Below are 20,533 nucleotides of genomic sequence, written 5' to 3' on the forward strand. Positions count from 1 at the left end.
TCGTTTAACTTGTAATTTTAGGTAAAATAGCCAAATGAGAACAAAAAAAGATATTTTAGAGATAAAAAAGAGGCTTTTAGAAGAGTTTAAAGACGCCAAAAGCGAGCTTAAATTTAGAAATTTATATGAACTTCTTGTCTGCGTCATGCTCTCAGCTCAGTGCACCGACAAAAGGGTAAATTTGATCACACCTGCCCTATTTGAGGCGTATAAAGATGTTTTTGAGCTAGCAAGTGCAAATTTAGCCAGCCTAAAACTCATGATAAACTCATGCAGCTTTTTTAACAATAAGGCCGTAAATTTGATCAAGATGGCAAACAGCGTGGTTGAGCTTTATAACGGAGAAATTCCACTTGATGAAGAGAAGCTAAAAGCCCTTGCTGGAGTTGGGCAAAAGACCGCTCACGTCGTGCTTTTAGAGGCGACAAATGCAAACGTAATGGCAGTTGATACGCATGTTTTTAGGGTATCACATAGACTTGGCTTAAGCAGCGCAAAGACGCCAGAAGCGACTGAAGAGGATCTAACCCTTGCCTTTAAAACTGATCTTGGCAAGCTTCATCAAGCGATGGTGCTCTTTGGACGCTACACTTGTAAGGCTAAAAAACCGCTTTGTTTTGAGTGCATTTTAAGTGATCTTTGCAAGAGCAAGGACAAGGTGATATAGATAAAATTTGCTAGAAATTTCTAGCAAATTTTACTTTTTTATGAGTTATATTTTTTAACTATACCGCGAACGACTTTTTCTATAAAAAGTGCAGAATCCACTTCACAGTGCTCTCTTGTAGAGTGAGGTGAGTAGATGTTTGGTCCGATTGAGCATGCACTAAGACCTGCCTTTTTCTCCAAAAGCACTCCACACTCAAGTCCAGCGTGCACGGCTGTTATTCTTGCTTCTGGCTTATAAATTTTAAGCTCTTCTAAGATGTCGTTTGCAAATTTATCATTTATAGGTTTCCAAGCTGGATTTCTATCTTTTGAAATGACGCTAAAACCAACCGCTTTTGCAAGCTCTGAAATTTCAAATTCCATTCTATTTAGCCCGTCTTTACTCATTGATCTTGCGAAAAATTCTACTTCAAGCGTGCCATCATCTTTGATCTTTGCAAGTGAGAGGTTTACGCTATCTTGCGGTATGCCTAGCTCGCAGTTATAGGCTCTTACGCCTTGTGAAAATGAGTTAATAAGGGCTAAAATTTTCTCGCCGTTTTCTAAAATTTCATCTCCCATGCCAAGCTTTTTCACGCTTAAATTCTCACACTCGCTCTTTAGCTCTTTATCGCTTAGAACTAGTGCAGTTGCGCCGCTTGGGATAGAATTGCTTCGCTCGCCACCTTCAAATTTAACAAGCTTGCAGCCATTTTTAGTCACAAATGCCGCCAAAACCTTGATCGCATTTGGGATATTTTTATGTATCTCATTGCCAGAGTGTCCGCCAGGAAGTCCGCTCACTTTTACTTCATAAAGCGTGCTCTCTTTTGTTTTTTTGCTATTAAGCGCTATAGTGGCAAATAAATTTACACCGCCAGCGCAGCCGATAGTCACGCGGTCGTCCTCTTCGCTGTCTAAATTTAAAAGCTTATCGGCTTTTAGATCACCGCTAAAGCCAGCAGCTCCTACCATGCCAACCTCTTCGTTGTTTGTAAAGAGGCACTCAATGTCGTCAAATTCGCTTATCATCTGCATCATGATAGCCACGCCTATGCCGTTATCTGCGCCTAAAGATGAGTTTTTAGCTCTCATGTAGCCATCATCGCCATAAACTATCTCGATCTTTGGCGCATCGCCCATACAGACCATATCGTAGTGACTTTGCAAGCAAATTTTTGGTTTGCCTTTAAATGCATGAACGTTGCCAAAACTATCGACCACGACTTCACAACCCTTATCTTTTGCATAGCTAGCTAGAAAATCACGCATCTTATCAGTCTCGTAACTGCAGTGCGGTATCGCCGCAAGTGTCTCAAATTTCGCTAAAACTTCGCTCTTTGACATATTTGCCTCCTTTAAATTTATCTTATCTCGCCCTTATAGCCAGTCGCATCAACCGCCTTTAAAAGCTCTTTTTCATCGACCTTGTCATCTGCTATAACGACAGCTTTTCGCTCTTTTAGCGATACATCTGCCTTTTTTACGCCCTCAACGCTAAGTGCGGCCTTTCTTACTATCGCCGTGCAAAGCGGACAGTGCATGCTAGGCACTGAAATTTCTATCGTTTTCTCAGCGTAGCTTGCAGCCACCAAAAGGGCTAAAACTAAAATTTTACGCATAAATTTCTCCTAAAAGCTCCGGATATGTAAGGAGTAAAAGCAAAATCACTCCAAAAAGTATATATATAAGTATCCATTTTTTCTTTTTATAGCTTAGGTTGCAGCTTTTTGGCTTGTAAAACAGAGCTACACCAGAGATCACAAAGCAAATGACTGCCACGACGCTTAAAGGGACGCGGTACTCGTATAAATTTTGTGTCCAAGATAGAAATGAAAAAGATGTGCCAAAAAGCAGAAAAAGAAGTGCCGGCAAGCAGCACAAGGTAGCGCCGATAGCACTACCTATGGATGTTAGTATCAGCCAAAAGGCTCTCATTTTAGCTCTGTTGAGACGTAGTCGTAGCTAAATTCTTTTGGCGAATAGTAGTTTTGCGTGTTGCCATCAACCTCAGCGTATGGATAGCCAAAGTTGTTTAGCGGAGTTTGCTCTGGAGTTGGCTTTAAGATAAAGTCACGTCCGTAGTTAAAGCCTATCCAGCACATCTCCCAGTTGCCAAAGCAATAATCCCTAACAGCTACGATCTTAGCGTCGTCGTTTGTAAGCTTTTCGCCCAGCCTTACCTTTGTAACGTCTGCTGGATCAACCGGTATCCAACCATAGCCTTTTAGATAAAACTCAGCCCTGCAGTGCTGTCCGCCTGAAATTTTAGCTACGCCGTCTTTTGCACTACCCATCTGGTCTGAAAATCTAGACTGACCAACCCTGATACCAAAAATTTCTCTTGCTGGGATGCCAACTGATCTGCAAAGTCCCACAAAAACTGAGTTTATGTCGGTGCATTTGCCAACTAGTTTGCCACTTTCTAGGATCGCTCTAACATCACCCGTGCCACAACCAAGGATGCTATTGTCACGCTGCATAGTGTTTGCAACCCACGTATATATAGCCTTTGCGCGCTCCAAATCGCCCTTTAAATTTCCAATGATCTCAAGCGCTTTTGCCCTTACGACGCCATCTGTTGGGATGTGTGAAGTTGGTTTTAAAAACTCCAAAATCGCAGGATCGACCTTCTCGTTTGGATCGAAATTTACCTTGCTAAAGTCGGTATTGCGCTCTGTTGTTTGAATTTTAAACTGGATATTTAAAATAGGTCTTTGCTCATTTTCTTCAAATTCGCCATACATTGTTGGTATTAGCGTGTCTGAGATATAGACGTTTTTAGCTGTTGTGTTTATGACGTAGTCTTGGGTTAGTTGCTGATAAGTGGTGCTTAGTGGGAGCGGCAACCAAATTCTTGAGCTTTTGCCCTTTTCAAGTAAGAAATGTTTGAAATTTACGTCGAAATTTCTAACTACTGGGTTTGCTGGCTCGTCGCTAGCTAGAGTGACACTTGGAAGCAGACTTGCTGCACCTAAAAAACTACTGAATTTAAAAAAATCTCTTCTTTGCATAAAATGCCTTTTTGCTTAATCTTAGCCAAACTTGGCTCTAAAACTGCCTGCTATTCTAGCATAAAATTTTTATTTATGATAAAATCCGCCACATGAAAAAGATTATATTTTTAGGCTTTATAGCGCTATTTTGCAATGGTTGTCTTTATATGAACGAGCGTGGAGTTTCGACGCAATATTATAATGATTGTAAAGAGTATTATGACGCGACTGGCACCTACCAAAAAGAGTGTCCGCACAACATCGTCGACTGGAAATAGCGTGGATCTTAGCAAATTTAACGAGCAACAAAAGCAAATTTATAATAGGATAGAAAATTTAGCAAATTTTGATTGCGAATTTAGCCTTAGTGAGAGCGTAAATGTCAAATTTAAAGAGCTGAGCGCTTCGAACAAAGATGAAATTTACAACCTCGCCCTTAGCCTAAAGCCTTGGCGAAAAGGGCCATTTTTACTTGATGATATATATATAGATAGCGAGTGGCAAAGTTTTATTAAATTTAATATCCTTGCCCCACACCTAAATTTAGCTGGCAAGTGCGTGGCTGATGTGGGCTGTAACAATGGATATTATATGTTTAAGATGCTTGAGTACGGCCCAAAAAGCATAACTGGCTTTGATCCTAGTGTGCATACATATTTGCAGTTTGCTTTTTTAAATAAATTTATCCGCTCAAATATCGCTTACGAGCTTCTTGGAGTAGAGAGCTTGCCTGAATACGCAGCGAAATTTGACACCATTTTTTGCCTTGGCGTGATATATCACAGAAGCGATCCTATAAAAATGCTAAAAGAGCTAAAAACCGCGCTAAATCCTGATGGCGAGCTATTTTTAGACACGATGTATATAGATATGGATGGCGACTTTGCCCTAAGCCCAAAAGATAGATACTCAAAAATTCCAAATATCTACTTTGTGCCAACGCTTAGCGCGCTTGAAAACTGGTGCGAGAGGGCTAAATTTAGGGATTTTACCCTGCTTGATACAAAGGCGACTGATCTAAATGAACAGCGAAAAACGCAGTGGATAGATGGTGAAAGTCTTGGAAATTTCTTAGACCCAGACGATAATACAAAAACCATCGAGGGCTATCCAGCTCCAAAAAGAGCCTACGTGAGAGTTAAAATTTAAGGATAAATATGGCAGATGAAAATATTTTTGAAGCAAAAGACGAATCACAAATAATCCTCCCAGAGGATGAAAACCCGCTAAGAAACGAGATAAAAACAGCACCTCTAACGAAGCTAAATTTTAGTGGAACGGCATTTTTGCTTGAGAAAAATCACGCAAAAACTAGGTTTTTTACCACGGCTGACATGGTGAGCGACGCTGAGGGGCTCATACATAGCGGTTTTGTCTTCATGGGGGCAAACTACGCAGCACTTTTAGCTATAAATGAAGAATTTTGCGTCAGCATCGGAGCTAGGATAAATTTCTTTGGGCCGCTCAAGCTTGGCGATGTGGTCGAATTTGACGCACAAGCAAGGTTTGAAGAGAGTAGAAAAAGAGAGGTAAAAGTGATAGGCTACGTAAAAGAGATCAAGATCTTTGAGGGCGTCTTTCAGCTAGTCACACTTGAAGAGCATATCTTTGTCACTCAGCAAAAAAATATCCAAAAAGAAGCCGCTATAAGACAAAAGAAAGAGCGCGAAGAGGCGCAGGCTAACAAATAAGGCAAACGTGATATAATAGCCACCAAACCAAAAAGGAATGATATGCCAAAATTAGACGAAGCAAAAGAGAGATTAGGATTGTTAAAGTTTTGGCTAGGTATTTTTGTTGCAACTTTTATAGCTATTGGCGGATGGTGTGCTACTAATTATAAAATTTTCCAAGATACAATTCCTCTTTTTATTTTGGCTGCATTCGCTGAGATAATTTTATTACTGCTTATAAAATACACAAATAGTAAAATTAAATTGATATTGAAAGAAATTAGAGATTTAAAGAAATAGGAGTTTTTATGTTAGGTTATATTCTTGTTGCAATATTTGTTTTTGGTCTTATTTTTATAGGTTACTCCGCGTTAAATTCTATAAATATAAATGAAAACTAAAAGCTCAAGTAATTTTACTATTCAAAAAATACATAAAATTTTTAATTTTTTAAAGACAAAACTTATCTCATTATCTTATTTTGGTAAATGATCGGTAACAATTTTTTTAAATTTTAGTGAAATTTAAGCTATAAAATTAATTTTCTATGATAATATCCTTTCAAAACATTTTTATCAAAAGGAGATTTAGATGAAACTTACAAAAGTTAGCTTAGCTGCTTTGGTTGCTTTAGGTGCATTTTCAAGCGTTGCAAGTGCAACTCCACTTGAAGAAGCTATAAAAAACGTAGATCTTTCAGGATATGCAAGATATCGCTATACAAACGATCACTTTAAAGATAGCGCTGCCTCTGATACTAAAAAATCAAGCATAGCTGGTCATGTTTTCAGAATGCAAACAGCATTTAAAGCTGCTATAGACGATAACTTCTTTGGTGTTTTAAATTTAAGATATGAAGCAAAAGATGGCTCAGGTGATAATCAAGGTCTAGGAAAATTTGCTGATAGATACAATTATGTTAGTGGCAATGGCACAGACAAAACAGATACAACTGGTTCGTTTGGCGTTTATGAGATGTATCTAGGCTACAAAGCTGGTAATACTACAATTACAGCTGGTAAACAACTATTAGGTACATTCTTTGATGACAAAGATGTGGCTGGTACAGGTCTAAAAGTAGTAAATACTGATGTACCAGGTCTTACTTTAGCTGCAGCTGCATTTGATGCAGTACAAGGTGACGGTACAGAGTTGGATGGTCCGCTACTAAAAACAACACTTGCAGGAAGCATCAGTGACGCTCCTGGCAATATATACTATTTAGGTGCAGCTGGTAGCTATGATCCAGTATCATTTAAAGCAGCTATTGCAAATGTTCAAGAAGTAGCTACACTTTACGGTGCTGATGCTGGTGTAAGCTTTAATGTAACTGATGATGTAAATCTAAACTTAAAAGGTCAATTTGTTCATAATGACTCAGATCACAAAGATGTAGCCGATGCTAACTTCTGGGCAGTTCAAGCTGGTACAAAACTATTTGGTGCTAAACTTAATGCTGGTTATTTAGACTTTGATGCTAAAAACAAAGACAACAATAAAATTTCTTTTGCAACACTTGATGCAAATGGTGAGTTAATCAACCCAGCAAAAATCCTAAATGGTGTAATGAGTGGTGGCAAACAATACTACAACAACATCAAAGGAAACAACGACTATTGGTTTGTTAAAGCTGGTTACGATATAGATAAATTTGGCTTTGGTGCTGGATATGTTCAAGGCAAGGGCACAAGTTATGCACTTCAAGAGTTAAGAGCAAAAAGAAGCGAGTGGTCACTTGATGCTAGCTACAAATACAGCAAAAAGCTTACATTCTTAACATGGTATGCAGCTGCTAAAGACAAAAAAGACGGCGAAAGCTACAAACAAAATCGTATCAGATTTGAAGCAAAATATAGCTTCTAAAAACATTTATCCGAGCGAGCTTTCGCTCGGATCTTCTCAACTTCTCAATACTTAATCAAAATCAGCAAATACAACTAATAAAATTTATATAATGCCAAACAAAAAAGGCAAAAAAATGTATCTTTTCTCTCTCATTACGCATTTAGTTTGCGCCATTATCTTTATAGGATATGTATTTTTTGATGTTTGCATATATCCATTTGCCAAAAAAACGATAAGTCCTCAAACCCTTGAAGCTGTCAAAAAAGCCTACACAAAAGGAAGTGCAAAGGTTTTTGGCACGGCATTTTTACTACTTTTGATAAGTGGGGCATATATGGCAAAGGACTATCTTGGAGGCGATCATGGTTGGTGGCAGAGCAACTTTCAAAAGCTCTTGCTAGCAAAGATCGCGGTTTTGCTTCTAATGTGTCTTGTCACTTTCATCTCTGTTTTTAATGTCACTATCTTAAAAAAAACAGATCCATTTGGTAAATTTTCACATCTCATGGCTCTTGTGCTTTGTCTAATAATGGTCATTTTAGCAAAACTTATGTGGTGGCTTTAACAAAACTTGGCCGTAAATTTAAAGCACAAAATTTACAGCCAAGTCCAAATAAATTTAGTCAATACTCTTTAACTTATCCTTATTTAGCCCCTCTTCTATACGCTTGATCTCCTCGCTTCCATCTCTCACGACGCTTTTATCGTATTTTAGATACTCATCTATCTTTTTTGGATACTCGACGTGAGTTAGGATAAATTTAAAGACATTTAGCCTAGCCTCTTTTTTATTGTCACTTGAGACGATCACCCACGGCGAGATGCTGTTATGTGAGGCAAGAAGCATCGAGTATTTGGCGATGGAGTACTGATCCCAAAGCTCTTGCGCTTTTTGATCTACTGGAGAGATCTTAAACTGCTTTAGCGGGTCATTTAGACGCTCTTTGAAGCGCTTTTTTTGCTCCTCTTTTGTGATCGAGAGGTAAATTTTAAAGAAAATGATGCCTGAGTTTATGATCATCTCTTCAAATTTTGGCACTTCACGCAAAAACTCTTTATGCTCAGCCTGCGTACAAAAGCCCATCACTGGCTCTACACCAGCCCTGTTGTACCAGCTCCTATCAAAGATGACGATCTCGCCAGCGCTTGGCAGATGTGTCACATATCTTTGAAAGTACCACTGCGTCTTCTCGACGTCGCTTGGCTTTGTAAGCGCCACGATACGGCAACCACGCGGATTTAGATGCTCAGTTAGGCGCTTTATCGTGCCGCCCTTGCCAGCCGCGTCTCGACCCTCCATTAGCATAAGCACCCTAAGGCCCTTGTCTTTGACATGATTTTGGAATTTTAAAAGTTCTATCTGAAGCAGCCTTAGCTCTTCTTCGTAGCCAAGTTTATCGCTCTTTTGGTGCTTTTTATCTTTTGACATCATCACTCCTTTTGAAAATTTCACGCTTTTTCACGATTTTACTATAAAATAGAATAAATTTAAGAATTTAGACTAAAATCATCTCTTTTGATTTAGCAAGGATTAGCATGTTTTTTAAATTTATTTTTTCTCTCATTTTGTTTGCAGGCTCGCTTTTTGCCGAGGTTTTAGACGTCAGTAAGGCATTTGTTTTAAGCCCAAGTATCGATGAACAAGGCGTTGAGATCAAGTTTAAATTTGGCGAAAATATCTACCTTTATAAAGATAGCTTTGAGGTTAAGCTTGGCGAAGAGAAGATAAATTCTTTGCTAAATATGCCAAAGAGTGAAAACACTGGCGAATACGAAATTTATCCAAAAGATTTTTCGCTGTTTATCCCACTAAATTTAGTAAAAGAGCATCTTAAAAACGGCAATGCTAGGCTAAATTTAAGCTATCAAGGCTGCGCTAAAAATGGCATTTGCTACCGCCCGCAAAACAAAATTTATGACATCTTTGAGAAATTTGGCAAATTTAGCATCATAGCCTTTGAAAAAGAGCAAAAAGATGAAACTAATCCTGAATTTACCGAGCTTTCAGAAGATCAAAGCATCGCAAACGAGCTAAGTAGCAAAAACTTTTTTATCTCGCTTGCGACATTTTTTGGCTACGGCCTCCTACTCTCGCTCACACCTTGCGTATTTCCGATGATACCGATCTTATCAAGCATCATCGTCTCAAAGGGCGGCAGCCTAAATGCTAAAAAAGGCTTTTTGCTCTCGCTAGTTTATGTAGTTGCGATGAGCCTTGCTTACGCACTTGCTGGCGTTGGAGCAAGCCTACTTGGCTTTGGCATCGCAGGGGCCTTGCAAAACATCTACGTGCTTGGCGCATTTGCAGCCATTTTTGTCATCTTAAGCTTTAGTATGTTTGGCTTTTACGACATCAAGCTGCCCTCAAAATTTGAAAACCTAATCAGCAAAAAGTCACAAAACAGCTCGGGTCTCATCGGCGTTTTCATCATGGGCTTTGCCTCTGCGCTCATCGTTTCGCCATGCGTGGCAGCACCGCTAGCAGGCGCACTTCTATACATCGCACAAAGCGGCGACGCACTTTATGGGGGCATCATGCTCTTTGTCATGGGGCTTGGCATGGGCGCACCGCTTCTTGTGATAGGGCTAAGCTCTGGCAAGCTCCTGCCAAGACCTGGTGGCTGGATGGACGAGGTCAAAAAACTCTTTGGCTTTTTGATGCTCATCATGGCCGTTTGGATCCTTGCACGCGTGCTTGGAGCGTTTTTTGAGCTACTTGGTTATGGCGTCATAGGTGTCTTTGCAGCCATTTACCTTGGGGCGTTTGAGGCAGCAAATAGCGGCTGGGCTAAATTTAAAAAAGCACTTTGCGTGCTGGTCTTTATCTACTCACTCATGCTGATAGTTGGCGCGTTTTTAGGCTCAAAAGATGCTTTTTCGCCGCTTTCTGGGCTAAATTTAGCCAAAAACGAGAGCGAGCTAAATTTCAAACAAGCTAGAAATTTAAACGAGCTAAATGAGATGATAAAAAGCTCAAGTAAGCCAGTACTTGTGGATTTTTATGCCGAGTGGTGCGCGAGCTGCAAAGAGATAGAGCATATCACTTTTAAGGATGCTGGCGTGAAAAATGCTTTGGCAAATTTTACGCTTATTCGCATCGATGTGACAAGTGGTGGGTCGCAAAATGATGAGATGTTGAGAAATTTTGGGCTCATCGATCCGCCTGCACTCCTACTTTTCAAAGGTGACGAAGAGCAAAAAGCACTTAGAACGATCGGCTTTATAAATGCTAAAAATTTCCTAGCAAAGCTTGGGAAAATTTAAATTTTAAAGCAAATTTGGCTGTTTTTTAAATTTATCAGCCAAATTTCTCTAGGCTTTGCAGATCTCACAACCAACTACGAAAGCGACAAAGAAGCAAATTTTGGCTATAAAATTTATATCGTGCGGTGATGTGAGTAAAATCACAAAGCCAAAACTTGCAGTCATCTTAAATTTATCAAATTTTAAAACATGCCAACAAGTAGAAATAGAAACTAAATTTAGTTTAGCGCCAAGGCAACCAACACAACTAAAATTTAATCATTTTTTTGCCAAACCGCGTGCGGACAAGACTACGATGCAAAAACAAAACTCAGTAAAATTTGCGGTTGTCTTAGTTTTAAAATATCTCAGCAAATAGGCAAAATTATTCAAATAAATTTAAAATATGAAGTTCGCAGTAAATTTAAACCAATAAACATGGCTAAATTGAGCAAGAGCACAAAATCAAAGTCAAAAAATCAGCCAAACCATTACCCAAATTTATAAAATTTAGATTTTGCTCTGCCGCAGCAAAGACGCCAAAGCAGAGCAAATTTAGGCTCATTTGCCAAATTTAGCTAGCGCTCTTTGGTAGTCCTCTTCGCTATCGATGCCGATACTTTGACTTTCAACCTCTAGCATCGCTATTTTTTTGCCATTTTCTAGGGCGCGCAGCTGCTCGAGTTTCTCGGTGTTTTCAAGGCTTGAAGGCAAGAGGCCGCAAAACTCTTTTAGGCTTTTTACGCTGTATCCGTAGATGCCAAGGTGCGCCTTGTAGCTTTTGCACTCGCTTCTGTTAAATGGTATCCTCGATCTTGAAAAATAAAGCGCATATCCCTCAAAATCAGTCACCACTTTGACTAAATTTTTATCATCTGCAAACTCATCGTCCATCTTTTTATAGCAAGAAAACATAAAGGCTTTTTGCCTGTTTTGCTCGCAAAATGCCCTAAATTTAGCGATATTTTCAGGCTCGATAAATGGCTCATCAGCCTGAACATTTATGATGATCTCGCTCTCACTTAGCCCCAAAATTTGTGCCGCTTCATTTATCCTGTCGGTGCCACTTTGATGATCTTTACTAGTTAGCACCGCTTTTATGCCGTGAGCCTTGGCGATATCAAGCACGCTTGGCTCGTCCACCGCAACCGCCACATCGTCCACGCCGCTTACTCTAAGAGCCGTCGCCACAAACATCGGCACGCCGTTTATCTCTTTTAAAATTTTATTACTAAACCTTGTTGAGGCAAGGCGGGCTGGGATGATTATCATCGCTCGATCCATTCTAGGACGCACTTTTTGATCTCGTCCTCTTTTATGATATTTTTATGCAAAATTTTCGCACTAAATAGCGAGTTTATCGAGTTTGGCACGCTGTCATTTAAGATTTTAGCAGTCTTTGCGAGCGCATCTTTTTCATCTTTTGTATCTTTGATCTGGCACGCTTTGATCATGCTTGGCGTAAATTTCACCCAGTGCGCGGTCGATGTGATGACATTTATGCGGCTAGCATCCACCATTTTAAAGCAAGTAGCCGTATGCGGATCGATCGCGTAGCCGTCCTTTGCGAGCTTTGCGATATATGCCTCGCACTCTTTATCTTCGCACCAGCTAGCCTCAAAGTCCTCTTGTAGCACTTCAAGCTCTTGCTTGCTAAGCTTATAAAATTTATTTTTGGCTAAGCTTTGCATGAGCTCATTAGTTCGCTCGCTACCAAATTTATCAAATAGCAAGCGCTCGACGTTTGAGCTTATTAAAATATCCATGGCTGGGCTTATCGTCTTAACCAGCTTTTTGTCCCTGAGGTCGTAAACTCCGGTGGTGAAAAACTGCGTCAAGATGTTGTTTGCGTTTGAGGCGATCTTGATCTTACCGATCTTTGCGCCCATTTTTTTAGCGTAATACGCCCCAAGAGCGTTGCCGAAATTTCCACTTGGCACGATGATGTCAAAGCTCTCGTTTGCCTTAAGCGCCTTTTGTTTTAGTAAATTTGCGTAGGCGTAGGCGTGGTAGATGATCTGAAAGAGAATTCTGCCAAAATTTACCGAGTTTGCCGCGCTTAGTTTAAGGCGCTTTTTCTTAAGCTCAGATTTAAATTTATCATTTGCAAGCAGCGTTTTTAGCGCTCTTTGGGCGTCGTCAAAGTCGCCTTTTATGCCAAAAACCTTTAAATTTTCACCTTGCATGGTCTGCATTTGTAGTTTTTGTACCTCGCTCGTGCCGCCATCTGGATAGAGGCAAACGACCTTTATATTTTCGTCATTTGCAAAGGTTTGAAGTGTCGCAGGACCAGTGTCACCGCTAGTTGCGCACATGATAAGGTATCTTTCGCCCCTTTCCTTTGCTAGCTGGCTAAGCAGCGAGCCAAAAGGCTGAAGCGCCATATCCTTAAATGCCCTTGTTGGACCGTGATAGAGCTCATTTACGTATAAATTTTTATCTATTTTTTTAAAAATGACTGGGTGCTTTGGATCATCAAAGCTTGCATATCTTTTGACCGCTTTTTTGAAAAACGCCTCTGGCACGTCAAATTTAAATAGCGAGATGATGTGAAGTGCGAGCTTTTCGTAGCTTAGGCTTGAGAGCTCTTGCCACTTTGCCTTTGTGATCTTTGGTAGCTTCTTTGGCGCGTAAAGTCCGCCGTGAGCGGAGCTTGGGCTAAGCATGGCTGTGCTTAAATTTACATTTTTTACCTTTTCGTCTTTTACGCTTCTAGTTGGTGCTAGTCTCATTTTTTGCCTTTTTTGGTTGATTTTTTTATCCAATTTTCGTATTTTTTAAAAACATCTTTTGGCTTAAGTGCCAAAATTTCTGGGGTTTTGTAGCTGTGGTGCTTTCTTATAAATTTAGCTACTTTTTTAAATTTCACGTCTGTTTTTATGAGTAAAATTTGCTCTTTTTCATCACAAAGCTTCTCTTGCCAAAGATAAATGCTCTTTGCGCTAAAGCTACTCACGCAAGCTGCAAGTCCCTTTTTTACGAGCTTTTTGCTTAATTTTTTTGCCTCTTTTTTCTTTGCGACTGAGGTGATTAAAATTCTCATTTTGATCTAAATTTTCCTTTTAAAAAGTGGCTCATTATAACAAAATGGGCTTAAATTTGCTTCGCCAAAACCTTTTTAAACTCCTCGCTTAGCGTAACTTCAAGCGTTATAAGCGATACTCTCAGTCCAAAATCCTTTACCTTTACATAGTCCTTTTGCGTCACCAAAAGCGAGGTAGCGCCATAACTTTGCAAAATTTCACTTAGCTCTTCTTTTGAAAAGTCGTAGTGATCAGGGAAAAATACCTGTCCCACGCACTCGCTAAAAAATGCTTCAAGGCGGGCTGGGTTTGCTATGGCGGTAACTAGCACCATTTTTTCGCTTTTATTTAAAATTTCACTCTTTCTAAAGTGAGTTTGCCCCTCACGTGCTATGAAATCACCAAATTTATAAAAGCTAAATGGATATCTATAAGCCCCACTTGGCAAGCAAAGCTTTAGCTTTGGCTCTGGGTTTGGACGCACTAATATGTCAAATTTAGCTATGTCAAATTTAGAAAACCCATCGTCCAGCAAGATATACTTTGCGCCATGCTCTTTGGCGTAGTCTATGGCTACTTTTCTATCTTCGCTTACGATCACATTTGCGTTTTTGATGCTTGTGGCATATATCATCGCCTCATCGCCACTTGCCGCCACGTCAAGCAAAATTTCGCCATCCCTAGCGACAACTTGCATGCCCTTGCTCTTTCTTTTATAGCCTCTAAGGATGATAAAAGCGCCTTCGAAATTCTTAGCGATAGCGACGCAAAGTGGGGTCTTGCCGCTTCCTCCAAGAGTTAAATTTCCAACGCTTATTATCTTTATGCCTAGATCTTTTTTTTGCGCGCTAAATTTCTTGCAAATAACGACTAAAGCGTAGATAAGACTTAGTGGCAAAAGTAAAAATGCTAGTAAAATTTGAAAGAAATTTGGGCGAAAGAAGTAGTCATTCGCCCAAGAGTGTAAAAGGATGTTAAATTTCTTAAACACGAGATTTAGAAATTTCTTTTATCGTGCTGCAGATGTATTGCACCTCTTCGTCGCTCAAACTATGATATATAGGCAGCGACAAGACTTGTTGATACGCTTTTAGAGCATTTGGGAAGTCATTTACTTTAAGCGAATATTTATTTTTATAATAGCTTAGCAAATGTATCGGTATGTAGTGCAGCGAAGTGTGAATTCCACGCTCCAAAAGCTCTCTAGCAAAGCTGTCGCGGTTTTTATTTATCTTGATGATATACTGAGTGTAAATGTGCTCGCGTTTTTTGACTGGAGTTGTGATGTTGTGACACTCTTTAAGCTCTTTATCGTAAATTTCAGCGATCTTTTTTCTACGTTTTATAAGCTCGTCTGTCTTTTCAAGCTGAGCGATAGAAAATGCCGCATTTATCGAGTTTATGTCATATTTTAAACCGATATCAACAACGTCGTAGATGTAGCTTAAACTACCAAATTTATCTATACCATTTACAAGGGCGTAGTTACGAAGTAGTTTTGCTTTTTTATAGACCTCTTCGTCATTTGTCGTGAAAAATCCAACTGTTGAGATAGGATTTTGCACGCGTGAGTTTGTCTGAAAGCATGACAAAAACGAGTCTGAACCAACCTTTTTGCCATTATATGTTAGTCCTATGCCTCGGTTTGCATCATCTAAAACGACGATGCCGTATTTTTCGCAGATAGCTTTTATCTCATCAAGCCTAGCGCTTTGTCCAGCGATGTGTGAGATAAAAGCACATTTTAGTTTTTTGTGATTTTGCTCTTTTAGCACCTTTTCAAGGGCTTCTGGGCTGATGTTAAAGTCCTCTTCATCGATATCAACAAAGATAGGCTCAGCATCAAAATGTCTAACAGCCTGAGCCACGCTAGGGAAGGCATTTACTGAGCAGATGACCTTGTCACCGCGCTTTGTGTCCATCGCGCTTAGTGCTAGATGGTGCGCTGCTGCGATGTTATTTGTAGTAACTACAAATTTCGCACCAAAGTACTCTTTGATCTTTTCTTCAAATTTAGCAACTGTATCAGTAGCATTTTCAGAATGCAAAGCCTCTTCGATAAGCTCACTCTCACGCTCAGTGATAGTCGGTTTGTAAAACGGAATTTCTCTCATCTTTAATCCTTTAAATTTTCACTATCAACGGCATTTGTCGTTTAAACCTGTTTGTCACAACTCTATTTTCTATATCCAAGACCGCTTTTGATCCAAACTTTTTGATGACCTGCTCCTTGTTATTTTCTAAATTTTGTAAAATCTCGTCGATAACAGCATAGCTGTAACCTATGTCACCCTCGTCGCTTTGTCCATCCCAAAGATCGGCCGAAGGCGCCTTGTCTATAAAATTTTTATCAACGCCAAGATGTTTTGCAAATTCAAAAATTTCACTCTTATAAAGCTCTCCGATAGGATTTATCGCGCACGCCAAGTCTCCAAATATCGTGCCATAACCAAGCATAAGCTCACTTTTGTTGCTTGTGCCGATGACCAGAGCATTTATACTAGATGAATAATCATAAAGCAAGCTCATTCTAACTCTAGCTGCCAAATTCCCTTTTCTTAAATTGCTTAAATTTACATCTATCGTTTCGTAAAAGGCATTTAAAATGCTCTCTATAGACAAAACCTTATATTTTATGTTTAGTTTTTCACATAAATTTAAGGCATCGTCCATATTTTCTTTGTTTGATGATGCTGTTGGCATGATGAGAGCATGAGTTTCATCTGGCTTTGCTCTCGCACAAAGTGTCGCAACCACAGCAGAATCAATACCGCCGCTTACACCTAATAGTAGTTTTTTACCTTTAGTTTTATCTTTTAAGCTAAAAACTAAGGTTTCTTCTATTTTTTGATACCCCTTCATTGTCCCTTTGCCTAAATTTGCTTCCTTTTGAAAAGATTATACTAAGTAAATTTAAAATTTTTCTTTAAGTTTAAGTAAAAAGATGCAAATATTTAAGAAATAATAAATTTAAGGTAAGAAATGAGAGTAATGCATAAAAGTTTTGGCGATTTTGGGACAAATTGCTACATCGTCACCAAAAATGGCTCAAGTTTAGTGATAGACCCAGGCGATGGGGCAAAAGAGTGGGTTTTGCAAAATGCACAAAATTTAAAGGCAATACTTTGCACTCATGGGCATTTTGACCATATTTACGACGTGAGCGAGCTAAAAAATGAGCTAAAAATCCCAGTTTATATCAATAAATTTGATGCTTTTATGTGCGAGAGTGACATTTTTGGCTATATGAAAAATACCTTTGTGCCAGATGTTTTGGCTCAAGGCGATGAGAGCTTTGTAGTGGATGAATTTTCTTTTAAATTTCACCATTTCCCAGGGCACACACCGGGCTGCTCGATGATAGAGATAGATGACGCGATGTTTAGTGGAGATTTTTTATTTAAAGGTAGCATCGGACGCTGGGACTTTCCATATTCAGATAAAAATGAGATGCTAAAAAGCTTAGAAAAATGCAAAAATCTAAAGGGTGACTTTGCACTTTATCCAGGACACGGCGAAAGCAGCACGCTAAAAGTCGAGCAACAAGAGCTTGATAGATGGGTAGAGATCGTTAAAAGGTCTTGATTTTAGAGCACGGCTAAATTTTTGCATTTTAGAAATTTATACTTTTTATCTCGTAAAATGATGTTGTGAGTGTATATTAAAAAGTGTTTAGGGGCTTAAATTTATAAGTTAAAAGAGCAAGGCTGATTGCCCTGCTCTAGGAGTTTTACTCGACTTCAGCGTCTATGACGTCGTCGTCTTTTTTGTTGCCGCCGTTTGCACCAGCGTTTTCATCTTTTTTATACATAGCTTCTGCTAGTTTGTGGCTAGCTTTGCTTAGAGCTTCTACCTTTGCGTCGATTTGCTCTTTTGAAGAGTTTTCATCTTTTAGAACCTCTTTTAGATCATTTAGCGCAGCTTCGATGTTGCTTCTATCCTCAGCTGGGACCTTCTCGCCAAGCTCGCTCATGCTCTTTTCAGTTTGATGAACTAGTGCGTCTGCTTGGTTTCTAGCTTCTACTGCGTCTTTGCGCTTTTTATCCTCTTCTTTGTGAAGCTCAGCATCTTTTACCATGTTATTTATCTCTTCTTCGCTAAGACCGCTTGATCCTGAGATAGTGATGTTTTGGGCTTTGCCAGTCGCTTTATCTTTCGCTGAAACGGTTAAAATTCCGTTTGCGTCGATATCAAATTCGACTTCTATTTGAGGCACACCTCTTGGAGCTGCTGGGATGCCTTCAAGATTGAAGTTACCAAGTGATTTATTATCCCTTGCAAACTCACGCTCACCTTGTAAAACCATGATAGTAACAGCACTTTGGTTATCTTCAGCAGTTGAGAAGACTTGGCTTTTCTTAGTTGGTATGGTTGTGCCTTTTTCGATGATCTTAGTCATCACGCCGCCAAGTGTCTCGATACCAAGGCTAAGTGGAGTAACGTCAAGAAGTAGCACGTCTTTAACGTCACCTTTTATAACCGCACCTTGGATCGCAGCACCGATAGCTACGACTTCATCTGGGTTTACGCTCTTATTTAGCTCTTTGCCAAACGCCTTTTTAACCTCTTCTTGAACAAGTGGCACACGAGTTGAACCACCGACCATTACGACCTCTTTGATGTCGCCCTTGCTTAGACCTGCATCTTTGATGACTTCATTTATCTTAGTGATAGTCTCGCCAACAAGTGAGTCGATCATGCCTTCAAATTTAGCGCGAGTTAGCTTTTTGACAAGGTGTTTTGGACCAGTCGCATCAGCTGTGATAAATGGTAAATTTATCTCGGTCTCTTGAGCTGAGCTTAGCTCTTTTTTAGCATTTTCTGCTGCTTCTTTTAAGCGCTGAAGTGCCATGATATCGCCTTTTAGATCGATACCAGTTTCGTTTTTAAACTCACTTACTAGCCAGTCGATGATCTTATTATCAAAGTCATCACCACCTAAGAATGCATTACCACCAGTTGCCAAAACTTCAACGATATTATCGCCAGTTTCTAGCACTGTAACGTCAAATGTACCACCACCTAGGTCATAAACTAAAATTTTCTCAGCCTCTTTTTTATCAAGACCATACGCAAGTGCCGCAGCTGTTGGCTCGTTGATGATACGAAGCACATTTAGTCCTGCGATCGTTCCAGCCTCTTTTGTAGCCTTCCTTTGGCTATCGTTAAAGTAAGCTGGCACAGTGATAACCGCATCTGTTACCTTTTCACCAAGGTATGCTTCAGCATCTTCTTTTAGTTTGATAAGAATTTTTGCTGAAATTTCTTGCGGAGTATAGACCTTACCAGCGATCTCAACCGCGCAAGCGCCATTTCTATCCACAACGTGATATGGCAAGCGAGCCTTTGCCTCTTCAGCATTTTTTTCATTGCTCATCAAACCCATGATACGTTTGATAGAATATATCGTTTTTTCAGGGTTTGTAACTGCTTGACGTTTTGCGACGTCACCTACTAGAATTTCACCTTTATCTGTAAAAGCAACAACAGATGGAGTTGTGTTTTTGCCCTCTTTATTTGGGATAACCTTGCTCTCGCCGCGCTCAAAAACGCTCACACAAGAGTTTGTTGTACCTAAGTCTATACCTATAACTTTTGACATATTTTTCCTTTATTAGATTTATTTTTTAAATTTAGTTTGCCACACTGACCATGGCTGGGCGCAAAACCCTACCATTTATCATATAGCCTTTTTGTAAAGCTTGCACGATCTGACCGCTTTGCTTCTCCTCGCTATCGACCCTTAAAACAGCATTATGCACATTTGGGTCAAACTCGGCATCAGTTGCGATCTCGCTCACGCCATGCTTTTCAAAACATTTCTTGAACTGATTTATCGTTATCAAAATGCCCTCTTTGATCTTTTTAGCAAATTCATCATCTTCTGGGTCAAAATTTGCAGCGATCTCGAGCGCATCGATGACTGGTAGCAAGTCCCTTGCAAATTTCTCATTTGCATAGCTTGCAACGTCTGCTTTCTCTTTTTCATAACGCTTTTTGATATTTTCAAACTCAGCATTTGCTCTGTAATATTTATCAGTGATCTCGCCAAGCTCTTTTTCGAGCTTCTCCACTTTTGAGATATCGCCAAGTGCATCTAAATTTACGCTATCGCTAGCTGCCTCTTGCACAGGCTCAACCTCAGGTAGATTTTGCTCTTTTACCTCTTCGCTCACGCGGCCTCCTTTATTAGATTTATAAATTTCACATAATCAGTATAAACACTGCCAGCACAGATCATCTGCGCCTCACTACCAAGGTAGTTTGCTTTAAATTTAAGCCCCATGTAATTTTCATCAAACATAGGAGAAAATGTAAGCTTTTCGTCCATCTGTAGGCTAAAACTAGGATCAAAAATCATCTTAAAGCGTCTATCCTTAAACATATCAAAGGCTAAAATTTCATTTTCTTGGAAGTAAATTTTAGTCCTTTTAAGCTCTCTTATCTTGTTTTTTAGTTCGCTTAAGCCAACTTGAGAACAGATAAGCTCAAGCTTGTCTAAACTAACTCCGATAAGGTTGTTTAAAAATTTATACATCCTAGCGTCAAATTTAATGGCGATCTCATCGCCATTAAAATTTAAAACCAGATATCTATCATTTAAATTTAAAATTTCTAGCAACTCCTTATCGATCGTGCCAAAAATCATACAATAAAGCTCAAACTCATCACAGAGCATCTTTAAGCTTCTTGGATCATTTATCTCTAAATTTATGTCGTTTTCGCCAAAAATTTCACTCCAATATCTTCTCATCGCAGCGATAGTTGGGATCCTGCCGCCACTGATGTGAAGCTTTGTGATCTCGCCCTCATCTGAAAGCTTTTTAAAATAAACACGTATCGTCGATGCTGGTATCGCCACGCTCATACGAGAGCCAAGCTCGTTTGAGCCAATAGGCGCATTGTCCTGCAAATAGGCTTCAATGATAGAATTTAGTATCAAATCGCGTTTATTTGTTTTACTCACTTTTAGCACTCTTTCTTTTTAATTGCTAAGCGGATTATACAACTTTAGTTTATCAATGTCAAGTATATAAGTTAAAAAAATTTATTTATATATATTTAGCCTATATAACTAAACTTTTCTAATGCCTATATTATAAGC

At 39.4% G+C, this 20,533-nt stretch carries 24 protein-coding genes; 10 read left to right on the plus strand and 14 right to left on the minus strand.

Annotated features, from left to right (window positions below; translation table 11 throughout):
- Positions 1-34: 34 nt before the first annotated feature.
- On the plus strand, positions 35-667 hold the full coding sequence (gene nth, locus CVS91_RS04250; protein ID WP_103594072.1) for an endonuclease III: 633 nt from the start codon (positions 35-37) through the stop codon (positions 665-667).
- 38 nt (positions 668-705) lie between these two features.
- Here the strand turns inward: nth and CVS91_RS04255 are convergent, their stop codons facing one another.
- The 4 genes from CVS91_RS04255 to CVS91_RS04270 are packed head-to-tail and all read right to left on the minus strand — an operon-like array spanning position 706 to position 3,662.
- Complete coding sequence (locus tag CVS91_RS04255) at positions 706-1,995, minus strand: M28 family peptidase (RefSeq protein ID WP_107830537.1); 1,290 nt, start codon at positions 1,993-1,995, stop codon at positions 706-708.
- 17 nt (positions 1,996-2,012) lie between these two features.
- Positions 2,013-2,270: a heavy-metal-associated domain-containing protein gene (locus CVS91_RS04260; protein ID WP_107830539.1), complete on the minus strand. Its 258-nt coding sequence runs from the start codon at positions 2,268-2,270 to the stop codon at positions 2,013-2,015.
- Positions 2,263-2,586 carry a hypothetical protein gene (locus CVS91_RS04265; protein WP_009294140.1) on the minus strand — a complete coding sequence of 108 codons (324 nt, stop codon included), beginning with the start codon at positions 2,584-2,586 and terminating at the stop codon, positions 2,263-2,265. The genes CVS91_RS04260 and CVS91_RS04265 overlap by 8 nt, the downstream gene beginning before the upstream one ends.
- A complete protein-coding gene (locus CVS91_RS04270; protein ID WP_107830541.1) occupies positions 2,583-3,662 on the minus strand; it encodes a transglutaminase-like domain-containing protein in 1,080 nt (359 codons plus the stop codon). Before CVS91_RS04270 ends, CVS91_RS04265 begins: the two co-directional genes overlap by 4 nt.
- 92 nt (positions 3,663-3,754) lie before the next feature.
- Here CVS91_RS04270 and CVS91_RS10300 point away from each other — a divergent pair, with 92 nt between their 5' ends.
- From CVS91_RS10300 to CVS91_RS04295, 6 genes are all read left to right on the plus strand, one after another.
- Positions 3,755-3,922, plus strand: coding sequence for a hypothetical protein (locus CVS91_RS10300; RefSeq protein ID WP_002942642.1), 168 nt, complete (start codon positions 3,755-3,757; stop codon positions 3,920-3,922).
- 1 nt (position 3,923) lies between these two features.
- Complete coding sequence (cmoB, locus tag CVS91_RS04275) at positions 3,924-4,793, plus strand: tRNA 5-methoxyuridine(34)/uridine 5-oxyacetic acid(34) synthase CmoB (protein ID WP_234409662.1); 870 nt, start codon at positions 3,924-3,926, stop codon at positions 4,791-4,793.
- 8 nt (positions 4,794-4,801) lie between these two features.
- A complete protein-coding gene (locus CVS91_RS04280) occupies positions 4,802-5,335 on the plus strand; it encodes a Hot dog fold protein (protein WP_021084441.1) in 534 nt (177 codons plus the stop codon).
- Between the two features lie 42 nt (positions 5,336-5,377).
- Positions 5,378-5,617 (plus strand): hypothetical protein, encoded by a 240-nt coding sequence (locus CVS91_RS04285; RefSeq protein ID WP_035145021.1) that lies wholly within the window; start codon positions 5,378-5,380, stop codon positions 5,615-5,617.
- Positions 5,618-5,908: 291 nt separating this feature from the next.
- Positions 5,909-7,180: a major outer membrane protein gene (locus CVS91_RS04290; RefSeq protein ID WP_107830545.1), complete on the plus strand. Its 1,272-nt coding sequence runs from the start codon at positions 5,909-5,911 to the stop codon at positions 7,178-7,180.
- A 115-nt stretch (positions 7,181-7,295) separates the two neighbouring features.
- On the plus strand, positions 7,296-7,727 hold the full coding sequence (locus CVS91_RS04295; RefSeq protein WP_107830547.1) for a trehalose-6-phosphate synthase: 432 nt from the start codon (positions 7,296-7,298) through the stop codon (positions 7,725-7,727).
- Positions 7,728-7,781: 54 nt separating this feature from the next.
- On the opposite strand, the gene ppk2 is transcribed toward CVS91_RS04295, so the two are convergent.
- A complete protein-coding gene (gene ppk2 / locus CVS91_RS04300; RefSeq protein ID WP_002942696.1) occupies positions 7,782-8,591 on the minus strand; it encodes a polyphosphate kinase 2 in 810 nt (269 codons plus the stop codon).
- A 107-nt stretch (positions 8,592-8,698) separates the two neighbouring features.
- Here ppk2 and dsbD point away from each other — a divergent pair, with 107 nt between their 5' ends.
- Complete coding sequence (gene dsbD / locus CVS91_RS04305) at positions 8,699-10,426, plus strand: protein-disulfide reductase DsbD (RefSeq protein WP_107830549.1); 1,728 nt, start codon at positions 8,699-8,701, stop codon at positions 10,424-10,426.
- A gap of 55 nt (positions 10,427-10,481) precedes the next feature.
- The gene (locus tag CVS91_RS04310; protein WP_159071394.1) at positions 10,482-10,784 is read left to right on the plus strand and encodes a hypothetical protein; all 303 of its coding nucleotides are present in this window, start codon (positions 10,482-10,484) and stop codon (positions 10,782-10,784) included.
- 182 nt (positions 10,785-10,966) lie between these two features.
- Here CVS91_RS04310 and kdsB read toward each other — a convergent pair whose 3' ends face one another.
- From kdsB to CVS91_RS04340, 6 genes are read right to left on the minus strand one after another with little or no spacing between them, the layout of a single operon-like run.
- Positions 10,967-11,677: a 3-deoxy-manno-octulosonate cytidylyltransferase gene (kdsB, locus tag CVS91_RS04315; protein WP_107830553.1), complete on the minus strand. Its 711-nt coding sequence runs from the start codon at positions 11,675-11,677 to the stop codon at positions 10,967-10,969.
- Positions 11,674-13,137: a threonine synthase gene (thrC, locus tag CVS91_RS04320; RefSeq protein WP_107830555.1), complete on the minus strand. Its 1,464-nt coding sequence runs from the start codon at positions 13,135-13,137 to the stop codon at positions 11,674-11,676. Before thrC ends, kdsB begins: the two co-directional genes overlap by 4 nt.
- Positions 13,134-13,448, minus strand: a complete 315-nt coding sequence (gene cutA / locus CVS91_RS10670; protein WP_107830557.1) for a divalent cation tolerance protein CutA — start codon at positions 13,446-13,448, stop codon at positions 13,134-13,136. Before cutA ends, thrC begins: the two co-directional genes overlap by 4 nt.
- A gap of 50 nt (positions 13,449-13,498) precedes the next feature.
- Positions 13,499-14,419 (minus strand): tetraacyldisaccharide 4'-kinase, encoded by a 921-nt coding sequence (locus CVS91_RS04330; protein ID WP_107830559.1) that lies wholly within the window; start codon positions 14,417-14,419, stop codon positions 13,499-13,501.
- Positions 14,412-15,542, minus strand: coding sequence for a DegT/DnrJ/EryC1/StrS family aminotransferase (locus CVS91_RS04335; protein WP_107830561.1), 1,131 nt, complete (start codon positions 15,540-15,542; stop codon positions 14,412-14,414). The genes CVS91_RS04330 and CVS91_RS04335 overlap by 8 nt, the downstream gene beginning before the upstream one ends.
- A 10-nt stretch (positions 15,543-15,552) precedes the next feature.
- Entirely contained in the window at positions 15,553-16,290 is a 738-nt protein-coding gene (locus tag CVS91_RS04340; RefSeq protein WP_107830563.1) for an NAD+ synthase, read from the minus strand.
- Positions 16,291-16,410: 120 nt separating this feature from the next.
- Here CVS91_RS04340 and CVS91_RS04345 point away from each other — a divergent pair, with 120 nt between their 5' ends.
- Positions 16,411-17,013 (plus strand): MBL fold metallo-hydrolase, encoded by a 603-nt coding sequence (locus CVS91_RS04345; protein WP_107830565.1) that lies wholly within the window; start codon positions 16,411-16,413, stop codon positions 17,011-17,013.
- Between the two features lie 145 nt (positions 17,014-17,158).
- Here the strand turns inward: CVS91_RS04345 and dnaK are convergent, their stop codons facing one another.
- From dnaK to CVS91_RS04360, 3 genes are read right to left on the minus strand one after another with little or no spacing between them, the layout of a single operon-like run.
- On the minus strand, positions 17,159-19,030 hold the full coding sequence (gene dnaK, locus CVS91_RS04350; RefSeq protein ID WP_107830567.1) for a molecular chaperone DnaK: 1,872 nt from the start codon (positions 19,028-19,030) through the stop codon (positions 17,159-17,161).
- A 31-nt stretch (positions 19,031-19,061) separates the two neighbouring features.
- Complete coding sequence (gene grpE, locus CVS91_RS04355) at positions 19,062-19,604, minus strand: nucleotide exchange factor GrpE (protein WP_009294121.1); 543 nt, start codon at positions 19,602-19,604, stop codon at positions 19,062-19,064.
- Positions 19,601-20,395, minus strand: coding sequence for an HrcA family transcriptional regulator (locus CVS91_RS04360; RefSeq protein WP_107830571.1), 795 nt, complete (start codon positions 20,393-20,395; stop codon positions 19,601-19,603). The genes grpE and CVS91_RS04360 overlap by 4 nt, the downstream gene beginning before the upstream one ends.
- Positions 20,396-20,533 lie beyond the last annotated feature (138 nt).

The sequence above is a fragment of the Campylobacter concisus genome, assembly GCF_003048985.1.
Taxonomy (GTDB): domain Bacteria; phylum Campylobacterota; class Campylobacteria; order Campylobacterales; family Campylobacteraceae; genus Campylobacter_A; species Campylobacter_A concisus_AY.

Excerpts from the sequence above, each read along its gene's own strand:
- nth (WP_103594072.1), top strand. The coding sequence starts at position 35 with ATGAGAACAAAAAAAGATATTTTAGAGATAAAAAAGAGGCTTTTAGAA.
- CVS91_RS04255 (WP_107830537.1), bottom strand. The coding sequence starts at position 1,995 with ATGTCAAAGAGCGAAGTTTTAGCGAAATTTGAGACACTTGCGGCGATA.
- CVS91_RS04260 (WP_107830539.1), bottom strand. The coding sequence starts at position 2,270 with ATGCGTAAAATTTTAGTTTTAGCCCTTTTGGTGGCTGCAAGCTACGCT.
- CVS91_RS04265 (WP_009294140.1), bottom strand. The coding sequence starts at position 2,586 with ATGAGAGCCTTTTGGCTGATACTAACATCCATAGGTAGTGCTATCGGC.
- CVS91_RS04270 (WP_107830541.1), bottom strand. The coding sequence starts at position 3,662 with ATGCAAAGAAGAGATTTTTTTAAATTCAGTAGTTTTTTAGGTGCAGCA.
- CVS91_RS10300 (WP_002942642.1), top strand. The coding sequence starts at position 3,755 with ATGAAAAAGATTATATTTTTAGGCTTTATAGCGCTATTTTGCAATGGT.
- CVS91_RS04280 (WP_021084441.1), top strand. The coding sequence starts at position 4,802 with ATGGCAGATGAAAATATTTTTGAAGCAAAAGACGAATCACAAATAATC.
- CVS91_RS04285 (WP_035145021.1), top strand. The coding sequence starts at position 5,378 with ATGCCAAAATTAGACGAAGCAAAAGAGAGATTAGGATTGTTAAAGTTT.
- CVS91_RS04290 (WP_107830545.1), top strand. The coding sequence starts at position 5,909 with ATGAAACTTACAAAAGTTAGCTTAGCTGCTTTGGTTGCTTTAGGTGCA.
- CVS91_RS04295 (WP_107830547.1), top strand. The coding sequence starts at position 7,296 with ATGTATCTTTTCTCTCTCATTACGCATTTAGTTTGCGCCATTATCTTT.
- ppk2 (WP_002942696.1), bottom strand. The coding sequence starts at position 8,591 with ATGTCAAAAGATAAAAAGCACCAAAAGAGCGATAAACTTGGCTACGAA.
- dsbD (WP_107830549.1), top strand. The coding sequence starts at position 8,699 with ATGTTTTTTAAATTTATTTTTTCTCTCATTTTGTTTGCAGGCTCGCTT.
- kdsB (WP_107830553.1), bottom strand. The coding sequence starts at position 11,677 with ATGATAATCATCCCAGCCCGCCTTGCCTCAACAAGGTTTAGTAATAAA.
- thrC (WP_107830555.1), bottom strand. The coding sequence starts at position 13,137 with ATGAGACTAGCACCAACTAGAAGCGTAAAAGACGAAAAGGTAAAAAAT.
- cutA (WP_107830557.1), bottom strand. The coding sequence starts at position 13,448 with ATGAGAATTTTAATCACCTCAGTCGCAAAGAAAAAAGAGGCAAAAAAA.
- CVS91_RS04335 (WP_107830561.1), bottom strand. The coding sequence starts at position 15,542 with ATGAGAGAAATTCCGTTTTACAAACCGACTATCACTGAGCGTGAGAGT.
- CVS91_RS04340 (WP_107830563.1), bottom strand. The coding sequence starts at position 16,290 with ATGAAGGGGTATCAAAAAATAGAAGAAACCTTAGTTTTTAGCTTAAAA.
- CVS91_RS04345 (WP_107830565.1), top strand. The coding sequence starts at position 16,411 with ATGAGAGTAATGCATAAAAGTTTTGGCGATTTTGGGACAAATTGCTAC.
- dnaK (WP_107830567.1), bottom strand. The coding sequence starts at position 19,030 with ATGTCAAAAGTTATAGGTATAGACTTAGGTACAACAAACTCTTGTGTG.